Genomic DNA, 21,502 nt, shown 5'->3' with positions numbered 1-21,502 from the left:
GAAGGTGTTTTATTACTGTCCCATATTGCTAGGTCAGTCTAAAACATTGCAGGCTTTATTTTATTATAGAAAAGAAAACCCTGGGCTATGCCTAGGGTTCCAAAAAGCTTACAGCGTGGTATTAAAAAAACTTCCTCTTGGTGCTAAAATATTTTTTGGTTCGCCAACCGAAAATAAATAGCCAGGAGGAAGTCCTTATGTCAAAAGACAATAATAGTTTAGCACACACAACTTGGAATTGTAAGTATCACATAGTATTTGCACCAAAATATAGAAGACAAATAATTTACGGGAAAATAAAGAAAGATATTGGGCAAATCTTACGTACCTTATGTGAGAGGAAAGGCGTGGAGATAATAGAAGCAACAGCGTGTAAGGATCACGTACATATGTTAGTGAGTATTCCGCCAAAATTAAGTGTATCAGCATTCGTAGGCTATCTAAAAGGGAAAAGTAGCTTGATGATATTTGATCGACATGCACAATTGAAATATAAGTATGGAAATCGAAAATTTTGGTGTACAGGATATTATGTAGATACGGTAGGAAGAAACAAAAAGGTAATTGAAGAATATATCCGTAATCAAATACAAGATGATATAGTCGCAGAACAATTAACAATGATGGAATATATTGATCCATTTACAGGGGAAGAAGTGAAGAAAAAGAAACGAAAAAATTAGGAGAGAAGGCCTTTGAGGTCTGGCCAGTAGAAGTAGTACAATTGGCGAACCTTTCAGTAGCCCTTTAGGGTTTGGTCAGTAATAAAGGCTTTCAGCCGCAGAGAAAACCACCCGTTCTCACGGGTGGTCCTTATTGTTTATATAATACACGAGAATAATCCGTTAAAACCCCATAAGTCAATAGACATTTCAACCAAATATTTCATCCGATTTTGTCATCCCCTTTAAAGGTTAGAAAATTCTAAAAAGAACTTCCTTATTTCCAATCTACAAGCTATAATGAAGCATATTTTAAAACAGAAGATGCGTGGTGATTAAATGAAATTAGATGCAATAGACAAAAAAATATTAGAATTACTTACAGAAAACGGCAGGCTTTCCTATGTGGAAATTGGCAAAGAGCTGCAATTATCCCGCGTGGCTATAAGAGAGCGAGTCAGCCAACTAATCGAAAATGGAGTGATTGAAAAATTCAGTGCTGTTATCAATTCGGAAAAAGTAGGCAAAACAGTTTCTGCCTTTTTTGAAGTAGACTGCGAACCAGCTTCCCTCATTCAAGTAGCCCAAACACTAGCAGAAAATCCTGTTGTGGCCAGCTGCTATCAAATGACGGGTCCAAGCACCTTACATATGCATGTTCTCGTTGAAGACTTCGAAGCACTAGAAAGCTTTACAAACAACGAATTATATTCCTTAGAAGGTATCACAAGAGTAGAAAGTCATATTCTTTTAAGAAGGTTTAAAAGTAGAAATGGTTTAAAAATTTGATACAAATACCAAACAAAGATCAAATTTATTATGTTAATCTTTTGTTTGGTATTTTATTGTCCTCTTTTTTTCCAACGTCTCTCCGAATTAATTTCCATAATTAAGGAAATTAATGATAAAATACATGTATATTATAAAAATTAGAAAGGTTGTTTATATTTGGAAAATAAAATTAACACACCAATAAAGTACAGTATAATTAGTTATATTGCTCTTGCCATTGGTATTATTTGCGTCTTTATTGTTTTTGTCACACCGACAAGAATAGCTAATAACGGAAATGTGGCTGGCGACTATATCACATTTTTTCTTACGGGTGCAGGAATCCTATTATCGATAATTGCCCTGTTGAAGAAGACAGAGAAAAAGATACTCCCTGTTATATCTTTAATACTTTCCTCCTCTTTGTTTATATTTTGGATAATCATTTTTATCCTATTGTTTACTGGGCAAATTGACTTTGCACCATAATAAGAAAAGAAATATGGTGGGGCATTGGCTTTCTTCTACTTGTCTAGTGTCCTCCGCTCCCCGACGAAAACAGAGTATAACGGATAATTACCATAAACCCTCCTTCAAACCAATTCACATAAATGAACTACATGTAAAAACACTTGCTTGCCACTATAGAAGTTTTCTAGCCAATCAACCTTTTTATATAGCTTAATTGTATAATAATAGAAAGCTCAACCAATTCTCTCCAAGAAAATTTACAAATTCTTTAAAAAAAATCCCCAACAAAAAATATAAACGTATTTACTTTCTTGAAATAGTATTAATCTTTTTATATCTCTACTAGATTAAGAAGAATTCAAGCAATTAAATTACTATAAGAAAATAATGGAAGTATAAAAATACTAAAAAACGAATGATTATTAAATTAATTCACCTCTTATGCTTATAGTAATTTCCCTCCACTACTTTGTGAAAAACATATTATTATTTCGATAAAATAAATTTTAGAGATACGAAAAGGTTTTCTCGTTTTCTGTAAATATTGAATATATAAAATTATTAAATTTTTTAGAAAAATAACTAGAATTCTGTTTGTAACTGTCTTATAATCATGAATATTAATCATTTGCTTTCGTTTGTTAATCAAATAAAGTGATTTGATTTCCTTGTGAAAGATGAAAGTGGATATCAATTAACCTATCTATTTATCTCACATGACTTAGGGGTTGTTCGCTATTTCTGTGATCGGGTTTTAGTTATGTATTTAGGAAATACAGTGGAGCTTGCTTCTTCGGAAAAATTATACGAAAATCCGCTTCATCCTTATACTAAAGCGTTGTTATCCTCGATTCCACGTCCTAAAATGGGAGCAAAAGGGCAAAGAATTCGCTTAACAGGAGAAATTCCTAATCCGGCTCATCCTCCTTCTGGCTGCCCATTTCATACACGCTGTCCGATAGCAACAGATCTATGTAAACAAGTAAAGCCAAAGTGGCAAGAAGCAGAAGCGGATCATTTTGTTGCCTGTCATTATGTCGGAAAGGAATTGAATTAAGATGAAACTAGATTACTTGTATCACCCTTATCCTTCCCAGCGAAATACTGTTTTTGCAAAAAAGGGAATGGTTGCTACATCGCAGCCTCTTGCTGCTCAAGCTGGTTTAGAGATTTTACAAAAGGGCGGAAATGCGATTGACGCAGCAATTGCAGCAGCCGCAGCATTAACAGTAGTGGAACCAACTTCTAATGGAATCGGGGGAGATGCATTTGCGCTTGTATGGGTCAAGGATAAGCTGCATGGATTAAATGCAAGTGGACCTGCACCAAGTTCCATATCCATTGATGCGTTAAAAGCAAAGGGGCTAGAAAAGATACCAACCCATGGTGTTATTCCGGTAACAGTGCCAGGTGCTCCATCTGCCTGGGCATCACTTTCAGAAAAGTTTGGAAAATTACCTTTGAAAGAAACATTGGCACCAGCTATTCGTCTTGCTGAAGAAGGCTATCCAGTCAGCCCGACTCTCGGAAAGTATTGGGATCTTTCCTATAATCGCTTTAAAGAAAGTTTTCAAGGTGATGAATATAAGCCTTGGTTTGATACGTTTACTCCTAATGGAAAAGCACCGCAAATCGGGGAGATTTGGTCATCACCAGGTCATGCTTCTACATTGCGCTCTATTGCAGAAACAAATGCAGAAAGCTTTTATCGTGGAGAATTAGCTGATAAAATAGCACAGTTTATGAAAGAGCATAATGGCTATCTTCAAAAAGAAGATTTAGAGCGCTATTATCCTGAATGGGTGGAGCCAATTTCTGTTTCTTATAAAGGCTATGATGTTTGGGAAATTCCGCCGAATGGACAAGGTTTGGTTGCATTAATGGCACTTAATATTGCTAAAGGCTTCAAGTTAACAGAGAAGGATTCCGTTGATACATACCATAAACATATAGAAGCAATGAAGCTTGCATTTACAGATGGGAAAGCATTTATTACCGATGAAAAGGAAATGCCTCATACAGTAAAGGAATTATTAAGCGAAGAATATGCTGCTTTAAGAAGAGAAAAAATTGGCGATCAAGCTATTACTCCTGAACCACTATCACCTCCAAAGGGAGGAACGGTTTACTTAGCCGCAGCAGATGAAGAAGGAAATATGATTTCCTATATTCAAAGTAATTACATGGGCTTCGGCTCAGGAATTGTCATTCCCGGAACAGGGATTAGCATGCAAAACAGGGGGCATGATTTTTCCCTTGATCCAGCCCATCCCAATGCATTAAAACCGGGGAAAAGAACCTATCATACAATTATCCCTGGATTCCTTACGAAAGATAATAAGCCAATCGGACCTTTTGGGGTGATGGGCGGTTATATGCAGCCACAAGGTCATTTTCAAATTGTCACCAATACAATCGACTTTCATTTGAATCCACAAGCGGCTTTAGATGCACCGCGCTGGCAGTGGACGGAAGGGAAGAAGATACTAGTAGAGCCGCATTTTCCTAACTATTTAGCTCAAGCACTTGCAAGGAGGGGACATGAGATTCAAACGGCTACAGAGTTTGGACATTTCGGCAGAGGACAGATTATCTGGAGAGATGAAGAAACAGGTGTATTAATTGGAGGAACAGAATCAAGAACAGATGGAACGATTGCCTCCTGGTAAAGCTGCAGAAAGGTTGTTGAGTTTATGACACATTGGCATCTATTTCTTGCTTTTTTTCGGGTAGGGATTTTAGGATATGGCGGTGGTCCTTCTTCAATTCCTCTTGTGAAAAAGGAAGTAGTGGATAAATATAAATGGATGACAGATGATGAGTTTTCTGATGTTTTGGCATTAGGAAATGCGTTGCCAGGCCCAATTGCCACCAAAATGGCTGGTTATATTGGCTGGCAAGTAAAGGGTGTATTCGGGATGATAAACGCTATTATTGCATCGGTTGTTCCGACGATACTATTAATGATTGTATTATTAACTTTTTTAAATTCCTTTAAAGATAAGCCTTGGGTATTAGGAATGACAAAGGCTGTTGTTCCTGTGGTTGGTGTAATGCTAGGAGTATTGACAGTAGATTTTCTAAAGAAAGTAAATAGTCATTTTCGGCTGACGCTGACGATTGGGTTGATGGCCGCAAGTCTTATTCTTTTAGTCCTTCTCCAAATCCATCCTGCGATTGTCATAGGAATTGTCATTGTCGTTTCTTTACTTAGCAAGAAGCAGAAAGAGGAAGTTAAAGAGGTGAAGGCATCATGATCTATTGGCATATTTTTTGGGCATTCTTTCTTCCAGGTATTCTCGGCTATGGAGGTGGACCAGCATCGATCCCCTTAGTGGAAAACGAAGTGGTCGATCGGTATGGCTGGGTAACCGAAAATGAATTTAGTGAAATACTGGCAATGGGAAATGCATTGCCAGGTCCGATTGCGACTAAAATGGCAGGCTATATTGGATTTCAAGAAGGTGGAATAATTGGTGCGAGTATTGGGGTCTTTGCAACGGTTGCCCCGTCCTTATTATTAATGATTGCCTTATTACGGCTGTTAATGAATTTTAAAGATTCACCTAAAGTGAGTTTGCTGACAAACTTAGTGAGACCTGTGATTGCTGTCTTACTTGCCATGATGACGATTAGCTTTTTTCAGAATTCCTATCATGGAATAGGAATCTTGCAAACTGTATTTATAGGTGCTATCAGCTTGATTTTATTGGAAAAGGTAAAGATTCATCCAGCATATGTAATAGCGGGTTCCCTAGTGTATGGAGCAATATTCTTGGCTTAAATGAAGGAGGAGGTTGTATAATGACATTTTCGATTGTTGGCTTTGATCCAGAGGAGAAGGAATGGGGGATTGCAGTCCAATCTAAGTTTCTTGGTGTTGGAGCCGTTGTTCCATGGGCAAAAGCAGGCGCGGGAGCAGTAGCAACGCAATCTTATGCAAACACATCCTTTGGTCCAGAAGGCTTGCGTTTAATGGAGGAAGGAAGGTCGGCAGAGGAGGCATTGCATGCGTTATTAGCACAAGATCCTGGAAGAGAACAAAGACAGGTTGGTTTTATTGATGCAAATGGCAATGCGGCAACCTTCACTGGAAGCGAATGTTATGACTGGGCAGGAGGAGTAACGGGTCCTCATTTTGCAGCCCAAGGAAATATTCTCGTGGATGAAAATACAGTAAAGGACATGGGGGCTATTTTTCAACAAACGGAAGGAAGCTTGGCAGTGCGACTACTTGCAGCATTGCAAGCAGGTCAGGATGCAGGCGGCGACAGCAGAGGACAGCAATCAGCAGCACTTCTTGTTGTAAAGGAAAAAGGCGGCTATGGCGGCTTCAATGATCGTTATATTGACTTGCGAGTAGAAGATCACGAAGAGCCAATTAAAGAACTTACACGTATCTACCAATTACAACAGCTCTATTTCGCCCCATCTAAACCAGAAAATATTGTATCGATAGAAGGAAAGACCAAAGAAGAACTTACGATTCACTTACAAAGATTAGGCTATCTAAACGAAACGACCACAAAAATATTAGACGCACTAAAAAGCTATATTCATACGGAGAATTTTGAAGAAAGAGAACAAAAGATAGGTCTAATTGATAAAGAAGTATTGGAGTATATGAAAAAGCAAAAATAAGATGGTAGAGAACTCCCTATTAATATGGGAGTTGTTTTAATGCTACCGATCATAGTTTAAAGCAACTGAAAAAAGCCATTAATGAGCAAAATAGAATATAAATTATCACTAATGTTGCGAACATATCGTCAGAATAGTCTGACATTTATTTCTTGCTAAAAATTTCAAAAAAGTCAAGTGCTGACGCAGCGGATGACTATTTTCCAGAAAATTTTAGTATGTATTCAAAAATCAAACGTGACAACAGCTATTAACTACATCCTCATCCAGGTCTGTAACGTTTGAACCACTCTTCTGCGGGCTCAAACATTAAGTAATGGAAGGTACGTTTCAATTGAAACAGCGTCGCTGTCGTATTCAACTCAATTTTTATCACATAAGTGAGAAGCGTTGCGATTAAGGTGAGGATGACTTGATTTATCGCCCCTTGTTCACTATGTGAATATAGTCGTTTAATGGTCAGATTTTGTTTTAAGTGTTTGAAAAACAATTCAATCTGCCAACGGGCTTGATACATGTCGGCCACTTCGTTTGGCGATACATCAAAGCGATTGGTCACCATTCGCAGGATTTTTTGTCCCTTGGTAAGAACCGTTACCAACCTAAAACGCTCTGTCACATGGTTGACACCGCCGCCAAGAATCACTTGTTGGTCACTGATTATCGTCCCATCACGGGTTGTTGTATCTGCTACTTCAATTTGATCCAAGATGGTAATTTTTGTATTAGATTTTGTCCGTGTAACGAAGAAATAGCCGTCACGATTTAGTTTGTCTAACAACTTGTAATCAAAGTAGCCGCGATCCACCACATACGTTGCTTGCGTTTTATCAACAAGAACTTCAAGGTGATTACGGTCATGCTCACTCGCATTTGTCATCGTAAAACTTTCAGGATACTGATTGGTTTTATCAAGATAACAGAGATTCAAATGTAGCTTGATGCCAGACTTTGTTTTCCGAAACTTGGCCCATGGAAACCATGCTTTGTTCAACGGAATAGTCGTTGAATCAATCAATTGTAGACTGGTTGTTTTTGAGCTTGGCTGCTGAACAGAAATTCTGGCGACTAATTGCGTAAAAATTTCCATCAATACTTCTTGCTTGATTTCTGGCGCTCTACGAGATAACGAGCTGTAACACAGGGAATCAATGCCAAGTTCCTTGCAGAGGCGCTGATCTAAAAAGGCGCGATCAATCTCGCGATAGCTTGGCAATTCTTCATAAACCGCATGAAGTAACACTTTAAGCGTCGTTTGGAAGTCTAGTTTTTTACTGTAGAAATCAAAGTCGCTAATTAAGCTTTGAGAGTTTTCTGATAAACCAGAAAAATTTATTGCAGAAAACCATTTCTGAAATGAGGTTTTTACGTTATACTTATCCATGCGTGAGTCCTTTTTATTGGTCTTGGATAAGTCATCCGAGAACAGTATAAAGGACTTTTTTGCGTTTGGATAGCTTTGTATTAGGCTTTTGATGGGTTAAAAAGTCTTTGCAACACTAGTGATTTTATGCATAGAAAAAGTCCTTTATAATGGATAAGTCAGGTGGTAACCCGTCCAAATCCACTAAAAAAGGACCAATCTCATGGACAAGATTACACGAAAAACTTCATTTGGACAATGGTTTTCGCCAATTAATCTTCAATTATTTGAAGAACAGGTGAAAACATTGAAATTAGATTGCTATACGAAAAAGTTAACGACAGAATCATTCCTAAAACTATTACTTTTTGCACAATTAGAAGAAGTTGAAAGTCTTCATGCGTTAAGTGATTGCCTTTTTGATGATCATCTTCAAAAGGAAATCGACCTTGATTCTATAAGCATTTCTCAGCTCTCGCGCCGTTTAAATGGTCTAAATCCAGATTTGTTTCAAAGACTTTTCCTTGATTTAGTCGGACAAATTCACGCCAAAACACACTACACAAAACTTGTCATGCCGTTAAAAATTATTGATTCAAGTACTTTGCCACTAAATTTGACCAATCATAAATGGGCGAAGTTCCGCAAAACTAAGGCAGGCGTAAAGTTACACTTACGCCTTGTATTTATGGAAAAGGGAGAATCCTATCCCGAAAAAGCCGTGATGACAACGGCAAGCGAACACGATCGTGGTCAACTTGAGATTATGGTTGACGATAAAGAATGCATGTATGTGTTTGACCGAGGTTATCTAGACTACGAGCGTTTTGATCGCATGACCGATGAAGGCTACTTTTTTCTTTCTAGGCTACGAAAAAACGCAGTCGTACGGGAGGTTTATGATTTTAAACTACCCAAAGATTCATCTGTTTTGTCGGATCAAATGGTGTTGATTGGTACAACTCAAAACCGAGCTGAAAACTATTTTCGACTTCTAAAAATAATAGATTCAAAAGGTAATGAACTTCATTTAATCACAAATCGTTTTGACTTAAGCGCCGAAGAAATATCGGAAATGTATAAATCACGATGGGCAATTGAGCTGTTTTTTAAATGGATTAAACAACATCTCAATATCAAGAAATTCTACGGTCAAAGTGAATGGGCGATTCAAAATCAAGTGTTTATCGCACTTATTGTTTTTTGTCTTCATGTTCTGGTACAACTCGAAACAAAAAGTAAGCGGAAAACCTTGCAAATTAGCCGTTATTTAAGGGCAGCATTGTGGAAACCAGCACATGTCTGGCTTCGCAAAATTGAAGGAAAAGCCATTCCTTAATCAACAAATTGTTGTCGTTGCACAGGTCTAATTGTAAATAAATTTCCAAATGGACAGGGGCCGCCTTTAGAAAGGTAATTACTTTTTTGGCTCTAAGTAGAGTAAACAATTAAACTGAAAATTATGACACTATTTACGCAACACTAGTGATAAATTATGATTTTAAAAAATTTTAATTCTTGATTCAAAATGGCAACCGCCTATTTTCCCTTTATCCATAAAAGTTAAAATAGTCAGAAATGAAAAATTAATCTAATAAAGGGGATTGAAATTCCAGTGGAGACCTTCTATAATGAAAATACGAACTACCATACTAGTATAATTAGGATACCGAGGAAAAGGTGAGTATAATCGTTACGATTCGGAAAAAGGAAAATATCTCTACGAGGGATTTTGTGTATGAATCATTAAAAAATAGAATTACAGAATTAGAGTTAAAACCAGGGCTAAAGATTTCTGAACAAGAAATCGCAAGTGAGTTAAATGTAAGTCGCACTCCGGTAAGAGAAGCTTTCTTAAAGCTCTCACAAGAAGATTTGCTGGGGATATATCCGCAAATTGGTACGATTGTTTCCTTGATTGATTTAGAGCTTGTGGAAGAAGCAAGGTTTGTCCGGGAAAATATGGAGAAAGCAGTTGTGAAAGAAGCTTGTCAGGTTTTTAAACAAGAGCAGTTATTTAAATTGGAATCTAATATTGCCATGCAGGAATTATGCTTAAAAAATCAATCCTGCCATCAATTATTGGAATTGGATGATCAGTTCCATCGTTTATTATTTGAAGGATGCAACAAGCTGAGAACTTGGAAGATGATTAGAAAAATGAATAGTCACTTTGACCGCTTGCGTGTTCTTCGATTGGAATCCAATCTGGAATGGGATATGCTTGTTTCTCAGCATAAAGATATCTTTCATTTTATAAAGGAAAAGAAAACAAACGAAGCAGAAAAACTAATAGGGATACATTTAAACTTAGTTAACTTTGAAAAAGAGGAACTAAAGAAGACATATCCTGATTATTTTCGTTAAAATTAACAGGATCTAATCTAGCCTTTTCACAGAATTTTAATCAAGCTGTATTGGTTAATTATAGGAGGGTTATGTAAATGGAAAAAATGGTGGATAAAGAAAATCAACAATTCGTAACCAATAGTTATCATTGTTGGCTGCAGTATCGTAAAATAGAAAACGCTCATCAATACAGTAATATCACCTCTACGATTGGAATAGCAGGAGATACAGCCATGATTAATTCTGCTGCAAGGGAACTCCAGAATGGATTTAAATCCATGCTAGACGTTAATCCAACTCTTCAACCATATAATTCAAAGAAAAGCTCTATTATTTTAGGTACAAATGAAAGCGTTAACTTAAATGATTATGGCATCTCATCCACGTTATTTGATGACTTAAATGATGAAGGCTATGTATTAAAAACCACTGATGATAATAAACAGATGCTACTAATCGGAAAAACAGATAGAGGCGCATTATATGCAGCTTTTCATTTCTTAAGGATTTTACAGCAAGAAGAACCGCTAATTGGCTTAGAAATAAAGGAAGCACCGAAAAATCAGTTGAGGATGATGAATCAATGGGATAACATGAACGGATCCATTGAACGTGGTTATTCTGGAAAATCGATCTTTTTTAATGATAATGACTTCAATGAGGACTTAACAAGGGTAAAGGATTATGCTCGCCTTTTGTCATCTGTAGGTGTCAATGCTATTTCCATTAATAATGTCAATGTGTGGAAGGTAGAAACGAAACTGCTTACAAAAGAGTTTTTACCTAAAGTAAAAGAAGTAGCAAATATTTTAAGGTCTTATGGAATCACTACCTATTTGAGTATAAACTTTGCTAGTCCAATAGAGTTAGGAAACTTGACGACTGCTGATCCACTTGATCAAGAGGTAGAAAAGTGGTGGGCGAGAAAGGCAGAAGAAATTTATCGCTATATCCCTGATTTCGGCGGTTTTGTGGTAAAGGCGGATTCAGAGGGCAGACCGGGACCATTCAGTTATGGCAGAGGCCATGTCGAGGGGGCAAATGTTTTAGCACGAGCATTACAGCCTTTTAATGGAAAAGTAGTATGGCGTTGTTTTGTCTATAATTGCTTACAGGATTGGCGTGACAGAAAAACAGATCGTGCCAGAGCTGCGTACGATCATTTTAAGCCGCTTGATGGGCAGTTCCTTGATAATGTCATTTTACAAATTAAAAATGGACCCATGGATTTTCAAGTACGGGAACCAATCTCTCCATTAATAGGCGCCATGAAGGAAACGAATCAAGTAGTAGAATTTCAAATTGCGCAGGAATATACCGGTCAACAGAAGGATGTTTGCTATTTAGTACCACAATGGAAAGAGGTGCTAGAGTTCGATACCTATTCGGATGGAGAAGGATCGACCGTAAAATCAATCGTAGCTGGCAGACTTTATAACTATAGCCATAGTGGTATTGCTGCTGTCTCCAATATTGGTAATGATATAAATTGGACTGGGAATACTTTAGCACAGGCCAATCTTTATGGCTTTGGCAGATTAACCTGGAATCCTGACTTAACGACAGAAACAATCACAAATGAATGGATTCAATTAACATTTGGGAATAATCCAGTAGTTGCAAGTGTTGTTAAAGATATTTTACTTTCATCCTGGAAAACATATGAGCATTATACGGCACCCCTTGGTGTTGGCTGGATGGTTAATCCAGATCATCATTATGGTCCAAATGTTGACGGATACGAATATTCCAAATGGGGTACCTATCACTTTGCAGATTGTGATGGAATTGGGGTAGATCGTACAATGGAAACGGGAACTGGCTACACTGGGCAATATTTTGGACCAAATGCACAACGATACAACTCATTAGATGATTGTCCAGATGAGCTTCTGCTATTTTTCCACCATGTCCCATACTTACATAAACTTCATTCTGGAGAGACAGTCATTCAGCATATTTATAACACCCATTTTCAAGGGGTAGAAGAAGTGGAGATGTTTATTAAGAAATGGAATGAATTAGAAGGAAAAGTAGAAGATTGGGTTTTTGAAAATGTACAAGAACGTTTACAGCTGCAGTTAGAAAATGCGAAAGAATGGCGTGACCGTATTAATACGTATTTTTATAGAAAATCAGGAATTGTCGATGAAAAAAATAGAACGATCTATTAATTAGTACCTCTCATCCCCGCATTATACAGTAAAATCGACTTTTTACATTTAAAGAAAACCAGGGTGGAGGAACAGCTGCGCTTAAAAGACCAATTCGGTCACCCTTCAATAAGTGGGGGGTTGGAACAACCCCTCTGATTGATCATGATTAATAGTAGAAGTTAAATCGTGAAAGCAAAATCATCCAAAGAACCTACTCCTTTTGAATAAAATAGATTCATTTAACAGTAGTTTTAAAACGAATCATTTCTCCCATTGTTCACACCAGTGCATCGATCTTTCAAAATAGAATAGTAAACTTTAAGCATAAATCGTACGATAAGTAACAATTAAACTTCTAACTACCATACTAGTATATTCTTGTTGAATGAAAGAAGGATATAGAACGAATATCTTGAATTTGTATAATTGTAATCGCTTGCAATTATTTAAGCACTATACGGTGCCGTTGCTACTTAAAGGAGGTGGTTTTTAGAAGCAAAACAAAATACATCTTAGTCCAGTAACAATTCTGCATTTTTATTTGCGAGCATTAATAATACAGGAGAATTGGGGGGATTATTTTGAAAAAGCATAGATGGCTTTTTTTAACAATAATCATGACAATTAGTTTATTACTATCTGCATGCGGAGGAGCTGAAAAAAGTTCTGGAGGTAAAAACGGTAAAATAACGCTTACGATTTATTCGGCCGCTGGTGGAGATGAATACTATAAGGATATTGTTATACCGATGTTTGAAGAAGCAACAGATGGAAAATACAACGTGGAATATGGTCGAGGTACACCCCAAGAAGTAATCAACAAAATAAAAACGCAAGGTAAAAATGGAACCATTGATCTAGTGGTGACTGGTTTAGATGGTCTTCCACTTGGCATTAAAGAAGGCTTATGGGAAAAGATATTACCCGAATACTCAGAAGAGACTCATTCTGCAGAATGGAATGAAATTGGTCAGGAGTATATTGATAAATTCGAAGGCTATGGTGCACCAGTTACAACTGGTTCTGGTGGTCCTATCTTGATGTATAACACAAAAACAGTTAAAAACCCACCGAAAACATATGAAGAATTAAGAGAGTGGATTAAAGAAAATCCAGGAAAATTTACATACCCTGCAGTTCCATCTAGTGGTCCAGCACGAGGATTCTTCTTTGGTCTTATTCAAGCAATGGGAGAAGATTTAAATAACCCAAGCTCATTAGATAAAACGTGGAGTTATTTAGAAGAAATTGGAGAAACGATTGAATCCTACCCAGCAAAAACATCTGACTCGTTTGATCTTCTCTATGAGGGAGCAGTAGATATTGTACCGCACATCCCATTCTGGTATGCGGATAATAAAGCAATTAAAACTATCCCGCCGCATATTGAAGCTGTGAAATTGGAGGATGCCAAACAAGTTATCGATTCTCAATTTTATGTAATGGTAAAAGATTTACCAGAAGATCGCAAAAATGCTGCGCTCGAGTTTCTAAAGTTTGCTACATCGAAGGAAATACAGGCACAAGGATATGTTCGAGGCTTCCTTCCAGCAAATAGTCTAGCAACACCTGATATGCTAGAACCTAAATATCAAAAATCATATGAAACTCTCGTGGAAGCCGTAATGCCTGAGTTTAAAGAAGGCGACAAAATGAAAGTTCCAGACGGAGAATGGATACTATTCCCAGACTTAGAAGAGACCAATGAATTATACGGTCTTTGGGAAGAAAAAATTCAAGCACTCAAATAGGAAGTATTTTCCCTAGTCTCTTGTTTACTAGAGACTAGGGAGATAAGGAGGAATTAGTATGGAACAATCAGTATTGGCAAATACGGAGTCGGCAGTATCTAAAGCAGTCAAGAACACGACAAGTACAAAGGTTGAAATCAAGAATTTAACGAAACAATTTGGTGAATCAACAGCTGTGAATAATGCAAATTTGACAATTGAGAGCGGCGAATTTATGACATTCCTTGGTCCAAGCGGCTGTGGGAAAACAACTATTTTATCGATGGTATTAGGAACCCTTGAGCCGACTTCAGGAGATATTCTATTTAATGGCTCTCCGATTAATCATATTGCTATGAATAGGCGAGATATTGGCATGGTTTTTCAGAACTACGCATTATTTCCCCATATGACCGTTTCTCAAAACATCGCATTTGGTTTAGATATGCGCAAAGTAGAAAAAAAAGAAAAAAGGCGCAGAGTGCAAGAGGCGGTGGAGATGGTTCAGCTAAATGGGCTGGAAAATAGATTTATTAAAGAGTTAAGTGGAGGACAGCAGCAGCGTGTTGCCCTTGCAAGAGCACTAGTTATTCGTCCAAAGGTTCTATTATTAGATGAACCATTAAGTAATTTGGATGCAAAGCTTCGTAAAGATATGCGAATTCAAATAAAAAAAATTCATGATGAACTAGCGATCACCACCATTTATGTAACACATGATCAAGAAGAAGCATTGTCGCTTTCCACTAAAATAGCAGTAATGTCTAAAGGAGAAATTCAACAGCTAGGCACTCCTAAGGAAATTTTCGGAAAGCCTAAAAATCACTTTGTTGCCAATTTCTTAGGCTACGCTAACTTTATTAAAGGAAAGATTGTCAGTAAAAATAATGATTACCTTATTTTTGAGTCAGATTCCAAGCTTCGTTTAGAGATAAAAGGAAATGGTCGCCACCAGGTAGGCGATAGTGTACTTCTAACAATTAAGCCAGAAATGATTGAAATTGTCTCAAATGATCGAATTGGAGCCAATGTAATAGAAGGGGAGATATTGGTTGGGGATTATGTTGGAAGCACTACTGGCTATGAAATTAAAATCAAGGATGGTTCTGTTTTAAAGACTAGTGTTTTAGGGCTGGATCCTTATACGGCACACCAAAAAGTAAAGCTTTATTTGAATCCCGATAAGATTATTATTTTGGATGAGGGGTGAAAACATGAATCAACAGGCAAAACCGAAAAAAAGTGATTATTTAATGCTTCTCCCGAGTCTGCTCCCAGTACTTTTGATATTTGTTTATCCATTAATAAGAGGGATTATGATGACATTCCAAGAAAATGGAACCTCTAATTTCACGATGGGTAACTATATTGAGTTTTTTACAAACCCAGATTATTATCAAACCATTTTTCGAACACTTGCTTTAATTATTCCAGCAGCATTTCTGGAGTTATTTATTGCCTTCGCGATTACCTATTATATAAGAGGAAAGATGAGGGGCAAAGGAATAATAGCCGGATTAATTATTTTCCCCCTTACATTAGGCTCCTTAATTATTGATATGGCGATTATTTCATTTTTCAAGCCAACAGGCTGGTTCAACACGATTCTTTTACAAATTGGCCTTATTGATGAGCCAATCAGACTTGTCTATAACTAAACCAGCTAATAGTTTGTCAATAAATATATTTTAAATTTATAATTACTAAATGCTATACTAAAAATGCATAACTCAAATAACCCTCCTGATTCAATTTGGAAGGTTTTAGTTGTATAGGAAAATGTTGTTACTAAATAGTTTCTTGGAATGGTGTTTTCGTTTTTAACATCGCATAAATCCAGTGTAAAAGCTTATTAGCACATGCAATAATGGCTACTTTATAAGGCTTACCTTCTTCACGTTTTAAATCGTAGAAGGCACGTAATCGCATATTTCGTGCAATGGTTTCTTCAGTTGTTTTCTTTTTACGACTATCTCGAATGGAACACCGAACTGCTGTAAAAAGCATGTGGCGAAGCCTTGCAGAGCCTCGTTTAGTAATATGATTCTTCGTGCCTTTAAAGCGACCTGATTCAAATACACTAGGATCAAGTCCTGCAAAGGCAACTAACTTTTTGGGATGACTAAACCGATCAATTTCCCCGATTTCAGAAATAATCGTTGCAGCGATTTTTTCGCCTACACCGGGAATTGTTTGGAGTAGTTCATATTCTTCGAGCTGTACTGCTAACTGATCAATCTCACCCTCCAACGTAGAAAGCTGTTGGTGGTACACTTGAAGTAAATCAATATACATATTCAGACTGACAAGAAGGCTTTGATAACGCGTTGACTGAAATGGGTTGCGTTCTGCAGCTGCGATTAATCCCTCTGCTTTTTCAAGCGCCCAATTAAACGATCTTGCTTTACAATGCCTATCAATAAATTGTGCAATTTCCTCCACACAAGTTTTTAAGACAGTCTCCGAGGTAGAGAAAGTTTGTAAAGTTCTTAATGAAACCTCGGCATACAGATCGCCAAAAACACCTTTATACTCTGGAAATACTTGATCTAATACAGATTGAAATTGAAGCTTTGTTTGAACCATAATTCCCGTCATATTTTCATGTTGTCTTGTCAGATGCCGAAGGTTTAATAACTGAACACCACGCTTTTTCTGCGGCTCTAAATCCTCTTTGTAATACAGTTCGCCTAAGTGATAAGCATCAATGGCATCTGTTTTGGTTTTTCTTAAACTAGAACTTTTTGCTCGGTAAGATACCAATGGATTTACGATAATGACAATGTACTCTCTTGCTTCTAAAAACTGTACAACTGGGGCATGATAGTGACCCGTTGATTCCAAGACAACTGGTGGTTTCATCCCTGTTTGATGCTCTAAATCTAGTAAATAAGAGTATAACTCTTTTAAACCATCCACCGTATGTTCAACTTTCACACTATTTTTATAGGGCATTTTTTTATCCAAGAACATTTGAACCTGACTTTCACCTTTAGCGACATCCAGACCAACAACTGGATTCATAAATTATCTCCTCCTAGTGTAGTGGATTGACCGGTAACCTCTATCTAGCTTGTCATTCATATCTTCGCTTGTTATACGGGATCATCATGTCCCAACCAGCCTAATCATGTGTTAACAAGTAGAGGGAGAACAGTTTAGTTGTCGGGATCAAGTCCCACGGGTGCGTCCGTTCTTCCCCGGCTACTATCAATCTATAAATTGAATAAAAAATAGTCAACCAGAATTCTCTGGCTGACCTTATAATACGATACTGGTGCATTTATTGCTTGTGTTATTTTGGGTGTGGCATTCCTTGCTACTAATTTCATTGGGATGATGGATTCCATTGTTCCAAATTTAGAAAAAGCTTCCAGATCGCTTGGAGCCAGCGAATGGGTTACATTTAGACGAGTATTTTATCCACTTATTCGTGGTGGGGTTTTAAGGGTATTTGCTTTAAATATTATTATGCAGATTGGTGTGTATACTTCTGCTGTGATTGTAGGTAATCCTGCATCGGCAACCAGGACATTTGCTGTAGTTGCTTTCGAGGAAGCAATGCGAAACTTTAACTACAGTATGGCTAATACAGTTGCTGTAGTAATGGCAATTACGCAATTAGTAATTCTGGCAATTGTGTTTGCTTTACGTAAAAGAGGATTCGTCGGTTCAGCAAGTACATTTAAATAACAAAGAGGTGAAATGTAGTGAGAATTGTGGAGAATACCATTAAGGGTGGTATAAACAATCCTACGGAAGCAAGTGTACCTAAGAATAGTAAAGTGGCAGGATTACTAAAACTGCTCTATAAATTTCTAACATGGCTTTTAATAATAGTATGTATCACCTCCATTATTGGTATGACGATCGCTGTATTACTAACTGCCTTCGGAACAGAATGGTATGGTACTTTCCTTCCAGCAGGGTACACAGTGGACTGGTTTGTTCAGGCTTGGCAGGTTTATGAAATAGGTCACTTTTATAAAATAACTTTACAAATTGTTGTAACTGCGACCATTATATCATTGTTGCTAAGTATTCCAACTGCATATGTATTGGGGCGTAAGTCCTTTCCTTTTAAAGAAGGCTTGATTAGTTTCTTTCAGATGCCTTTTACCTTACCAGAACTTGTTTATGCCATACCTGTTGCTTCCATTTTTTATTCAACAGGTCTAGCGGAAACAATTCCTGGCTTAATATTAGTTAACTTAATTGTCGGTATTCCGTTTTCTGTTTTCATTTTGCTGCCATTTATGGAATCGCTGGATCCAAGATTGGAATGGGCTGCTGAATCCTTAGGTGCAACTAAATTTAAATTATTTAGTAGAATTGTTATCCCGCAATTAGTCCCTGGGTTAACGGCTTCTGCCATTAATATTTTCATTCGTATGTTTAGCACATTTACCATTATCCTATTAATCTCCGGACCGAAGACACAGACGCTAAGTGTTATGGTATTCAGTGTCCTTCAAGGAGCAGGTTCCCAGCCGCAGCCTATGCTTAATTCACTAGCATTAACATTAATGTTTCCATTGTTGTTATTTGCTTTTATTAGTTTATGGATTTCCAGCTTTACCCAAAGACGGCTTGGTAAAAAATAAAATGATAATTCGCTGATTCCGAAAAAAATATTTATGTGAAATAGTCGCATAGAATTACTTAGAAGCATTTCAAACAAAGAAGACTGCTAGACTTATATGAAACGTAAAGAAGGTATTTCTAGGAGATTAACGATTCTAAATCTCTTTTAACAAGAATAAATAGATTAAGGAAAAGGAGAGGGTTTTGTGCTAAACGTAGCTATTATCGGTTCAGGAGCCATTTCATCTGCTCATATTGAAGCATATCAACAATTTCCTGAGCGCTGTAGGATTGTTGCCTTATGTGATTTGTATCCTGAAAAGGCAAAAAAACAGGCCGAGGAATTCCATTTGAATGCAACCGTGTACGAAGACTATCAAATGATGCTGGAGCGAACAGACATTGATTTAGTTTCGGTGTGTACGCCGCCTTATACTCATGCAAAAATTGCCATTGATTTTCTTGATGCTGGAAAAAATGTATTGGTGGAAAAACCAATGGCTTCTTCTTTAGAAGAGTGTGATGCTATGAATGCAGCGGCAGAAATGATATTCCATATGAAGGGCACCATGGGCAAATCGATGATGTGTTAACAGCGTTGGAACAAGGAACAGCAGTGCTAGTAGATGGAGAACAAGGCAGACAAACACTTGAGCTTATTTCAGCAATCTATGAATCTGCGAGTACAGGGAAAACCATTAAGCTGCCATTAACAAAAGATAATTTATTCTACACAAGAGAAGGTACACAGACAAATGCAATTCATTTTTACGAAAAGAAAACAGCCATTGAAAATTTTGAAGATAATGATATTACGGTAGGCGGTAAATATGAGTAATATGAAGGAGGAGAAAAATGTGAATAAAAATGATGGAATGAATTATGCGCCGAAAGGTCAAGTAAATAAGGTAGTCGCAGAAGGGGAATTTCTGTTTGCTGCGATTGGCTTAGACCATGGGCATATCTATGGGATGTGTAATGGATTAATAGAAGCAGGCGGCACGTTAGTAGCTGTTTATGATCCAGGTGCGACACGTTTCTAACGGAAAAGGTTAGACACTAAGGTACTTTAATCACCTTAGGAGAACTAATTTCTCGATAGGTGGAATGAAGAGGTAACGCTCTGAAACGCCTACTCTAATACTCCGACATGCCATTTCTATGGTTAAATAGATTGGTATGAAGCTCGGTGAAGTCGGCAGAGAGATACCGTAAGTTGATAAGGGGCATTCCTTGTCAATCACGAAAGCTGTCTAGCGGTAGATGGTGTATCCTATATGCCGGGAGTCCATAAAGTATCTATGGTTAGAATGAATAGGGATATACTGACAAATCTCCGAATGTACGGTTCTAGACATAAATGCTGTAGAAATGCAGCAGGTGGCAAAATTGCGATCGTATGGGTGGGTAAGTAAGAATCTGGATTATGAAAGCCCATAGCTTGTTACAGGCAAGTTATACATACAGGACCATAGGAGAGACCTAAGGATATATGGGAAGGATAGAGAAATTGGAACGTGGAAAGCGGAAGGATGTGGAGGCATTAACCTGCTTATGAAGCAGTTCTGTATATAAAGGGGAAGAATCTAACCTATTAAAACAGAGTAGCCTTTCGTGAGAGTGGAGTCACAGTACCTATGAAACCATGATAATAAATGGGGGAGGGATAGGCTCTAGTTGGAAATTTCCAAGAATGCTAGATACATAATAAATAACACACGATTCTTTTGGAATTTTCAATGGAACGCCGTGTGAGATGAAAGTCTCATGCACGGTGTGAAGTGGGGGAAAAGCTGGAGATGGCCTCAAAGGTTTACCTATCACTATATGCTGAAAAAGTGCAAAAATTTATCCAAATCTATCCACAAGCAAGGGCAGCAGCGTCAGAAGAGGAAATCCTCCAAGATAAAACGATTCAGCTTGTAGCAAGTGCGAATATTCCAGTCCAGCGTGGCCCACTAGGGTTAAGAGTATTAGATGCTGGGAAACACTATTTTGTGGATAAACCTGCTTTTACTACAATGGCACAAGTCGAGCAAGCAAAGCAAAAGGTAGCAGAGACAGGTCTAAGATGGGGGATTTATTATAGTGAACGATTACATGTAGAAAGTGCCGTATTTGCTGGTCAATTAATAGAAGAAGGAGCGATTGGCCGGGTTATTTCTGTAATGGGCACAGGGCCACATCGTGCTAATGTAAATAGCCGACCTGACTGGTTCTTTGATCCAGAGCAATATGGCGGAATTTTAACGGATATTGGCAGTCATCAAATCGAGCAATTTTTGCATTATGCAAATGCGAAAAGTGCGAAAGTCCTCCATAGTACGGTTGCTAACTATCACTATAAGCAATACCCAGAATTTCAGGATTATGGGGATGCAACCTTGGTGGCAGATAATGGCGCTACCTTTTATTTCCGTGTCGATTGGTTTACTCCGGATGGGCTGGGAACTTGGGGAGATGGCCGTGTGACAATTATTGGGACAGAAGGCTATATTGAAGTGCGAAAGTATATTGATATAGCACGCAGCAAGGAGGGGAATCATTTATTTTTGGTAAATGGAGAAGGAGAAAAATACTATCAATTAAGCGGTAAAGTAGGCTATCCATTTTTCGGTCAATTTATTTTAGATTGCATAAATGGCACAGAAAATGCGATGACACAGGAACATGCCTTTACTGCTGCGGCATTATGTATTGAAGCACAGGAAAAAGCGATAAAAATCGAATAGGTCGATTAAAAGAGTGTTAGTGAATTGGCGATAGCCAAAACAA

General features: G+C 37.6%; 18 protein-coding genes and 3 pseudogenes. 19 read left to right on the top strand and 2 right to left on the bottom strand.

Going from position 1 to position 21,502, the window contains the following annotated elements:
• Window positions 1-197 precede the first annotated feature (197 nt).
• The 8 genes and pseudogenes from tnpA (at window position 198) to NSQ89_RS17595 (ending at window position 6,545) form a co-directional block, all read left to right on the top strand.
• Window positions 198-683 carry an IS200/IS605 family transposase gene (gene tnpA / locus NSQ89_RS17630; protein ID WP_047944525.1) on the top strand — a complete coding sequence of 162 codons (486 nt, stop codon included), beginning with the start codon at window positions 198-200 and terminating at the stop codon, window positions 681-683.
• Between the two features lie 318 nt (window positions 684-1,001).
• The gene (locus NSQ89_RS17625; protein ID WP_061800934.1) at window positions 1,002-1,451 is read left to right on the top strand and encodes an Lrp/AsnC family transcriptional regulator; all 450 of its coding nucleotides are present in this window, start codon (window positions 1,002-1,004) and stop codon (window positions 1,449-1,451) included.
• A 159-nt stretch (window positions 1,452-1,610) separates the two neighbouring features.
• On the top strand, window positions 1,611-1,922 hold the full coding sequence (locus tag NSQ89_RS17620; protein ID WP_341132960.1) for a hypothetical protein: 312 nt from the start codon (window positions 1,611-1,613) through the stop codon (window positions 1,920-1,922).
• A 670-nt stretch (window positions 1,923-2,592) separates the two neighbouring features.
• Window positions 2,593-2,961: pseudogene (locus tag NSQ89_RS17615) on the top strand (oligopeptide/dipeptide ABC transporter ATP-binding protein); the annotation flags it as partial.
• A 1-nt stretch (window position 2,962) separates the two neighbouring features.
• Window positions 2,963-4,573 (top strand): gamma-glutamyltransferase family protein, encoded by a 1,611-nt coding sequence (locus NSQ89_RS17610; protein WP_047943895.1) that lies wholly within the window; start codon window positions 2,963-2,965, stop codon window positions 4,571-4,573.
• 24 nt (window positions 4,574-4,597) lie between these two features.
• Window positions 4,598-5,161, top strand: a complete 564-nt coding sequence (locus NSQ89_RS17605; protein ID WP_047943896.1) for a chromate transporter — start codon at window positions 4,598-4,600, stop codon at window positions 5,159-5,161.
• Window positions 5,158-5,688: a chromate transporter gene (locus NSQ89_RS17600; RefSeq protein ID WP_047943897.1), complete on the top strand. Its 531-nt coding sequence runs from the start codon at window positions 5,158-5,160 to the stop codon at window positions 5,686-5,688. Before NSQ89_RS17605 ends, NSQ89_RS17600 begins: the two co-directional genes overlap by 4 nt.
• Window positions 5,689-5,708: 20 nt before the next feature.
• Complete coding sequence (locus NSQ89_RS17595) at window positions 5,709-6,545, top strand: DUF1028 domain-containing protein (protein ID WP_341132959.1); 837 nt, start codon at window positions 5,709-5,711, stop codon at window positions 6,543-6,545.
• Window positions 6,546-6,807: 262 nt separating this feature from the next.
• Here the strand turns inward: NSQ89_RS17595 and NSQ89_RS17590 are convergent, their stop codons facing one another.
• A complete protein-coding gene (locus tag NSQ89_RS17590) occupies window positions 6,808-7,929 on the bottom strand; it encodes an IS4 family transposase (protein ID WP_341132958.1) in 1,122 nt (373 codons plus the stop codon).
• A 202-nt stretch (window positions 7,930-8,131) separates the two neighbouring features.
• Between NSQ89_RS17590 and NSQ89_RS17585 the strand changes: the two genes are divergently transcribed.
• The 6 genes from NSQ89_RS17585 (at window position 8,132) to NSQ89_RS17560 (ending at window position 15,801) form a co-directional block, all read left to right on the top strand.
• Window positions 8,132-9,247 carry an IS4 family transposase gene (locus NSQ89_RS17585; protein WP_169188410.1) on the top strand — a complete coding sequence of 372 codons (1,116 nt, stop codon included), beginning with the start codon at window positions 8,132-8,134 and terminating at the stop codon, window positions 9,245-9,247.
• A 341-nt stretch (window positions 9,248-9,588) separates the two neighbouring features.
• A complete protein-coding gene (locus NSQ89_RS17580; RefSeq protein ID WP_235844546.1) occupies window positions 9,589-10,275 on the top strand; it encodes a GntR family transcriptional regulator in 687 nt (228 codons plus the stop codon).
• Between the two features lie 77 nt (window positions 10,276-10,352).
• A complete protein-coding gene (locus tag NSQ89_RS17575) occupies window positions 10,353-12,431 on the top strand; it encodes an alpha-glucuronidase family glycosyl hydrolase (RefSeq protein ID WP_341132957.1) in 2,079 nt (692 codons plus the stop codon).
• Between the two features lie 563 nt (window positions 12,432-12,994).
• On the top strand, window positions 12,995-14,164 hold the full coding sequence (locus NSQ89_RS17570) for an extracellular solute-binding protein (RefSeq protein WP_061800930.1): 1,170 nt from the start codon (window positions 12,995-12,997) through the stop codon (window positions 14,162-14,164).
• Window positions 14,165-14,222: 58 nt separating this feature from the next.
• On the top strand, window positions 14,223-15,353 hold the full coding sequence (locus NSQ89_RS17565; protein ID WP_053215768.1) for an ABC transporter ATP-binding protein: 1,131 nt from the start codon (window positions 14,223-14,225) through the stop codon (window positions 15,351-15,353).
• 4 nt (window positions 15,354-15,357) lie between these two features.
• The gene (locus NSQ89_RS17560) at window positions 15,358-15,801 is read left to right on the top strand and encodes a hypothetical protein (protein WP_341132956.1); all 444 of its coding nucleotides are present in this window, start codon (window positions 15,358-15,360) and stop codon (window positions 15,799-15,801) included.
• Window positions 15,802-15,931: 130 nt separating this feature from the next.
• Here NSQ89_RS17560 and NSQ89_RS17555 read toward each other — a convergent pair whose 3' ends face one another.
• Complete coding sequence (locus NSQ89_RS17555; protein WP_341132437.1) at window positions 15,932-17,167, bottom strand: IS110 family transposase; 1,236 nt, start codon at window positions 17,165-17,167, stop codon at window positions 15,932-15,934.
• Window positions 17,168-17,428: 261 nt separating this feature from the next.
• Between NSQ89_RS17555 and NSQ89_RS17550 the strand changes: the two genes are divergently transcribed.
• The 5 genes and pseudogenes from NSQ89_RS17550 (at window position 17,429) to NSQ89_RS17530 (ending at window position 21,459) form a co-directional block, all read left to right on the top strand.
• Window positions 17,429-17,836, top strand: a complete 408-nt coding sequence (locus NSQ89_RS17550; protein ID WP_341133170.1) for an ABC transporter permease subunit — start codon at window positions 17,429-17,431, stop codon at window positions 17,834-17,836.
• A 17-nt stretch (window positions 17,837-17,853) separates the two neighbouring features.
• Window positions 17,854-18,747: an ABC transporter permease gene (locus NSQ89_RS17545; RefSeq protein ID WP_047943901.1), complete on the top strand. Its 894-nt coding sequence runs from the start codon at window positions 17,854-17,856 to the stop codon at window positions 18,745-18,747.
• A 186-nt stretch (window positions 18,748-18,933) separates the two neighbouring features.
• Window positions 18,934-19,565 (top strand): annotated as a pseudogene (locus tag NSQ89_RS17540) (Gfo/Idh/MocA family oxidoreductase).
• 19 nt (window positions 19,566-19,584) lie between these two features.
• Window positions 19,585-19,752: pseudogene (locus tag NSQ89_RS17535) on the top strand (Gfo/Idh/MocA family protein); the annotation flags it as partial.
• 774 nt (window positions 19,753-20,526) lie between these two features.
• On the top strand, window positions 20,527-21,459 hold the full coding sequence (locus NSQ89_RS17530) for a Gfo/Idh/MocA family protein (RefSeq protein ID WP_095330301.1): 933 nt from the start codon (window positions 20,527-20,529) through the stop codon (window positions 21,457-21,459).
• The last annotated feature ends 43 nt before the right edge of the window (window positions 21,460-21,502 follow it).

The organism is Niallia sp. FSL R7-0648, from assembly GCF_038007005.1.
Taxonomy (GTDB): domain Bacteria; phylum Bacillota; class Bacilli; order Bacillales; family Cytobacillaceae; genus Niallia; species Niallia circulans.
This window is presented reverse-complemented; position numbering and strand designations above follow the sequence as displayed.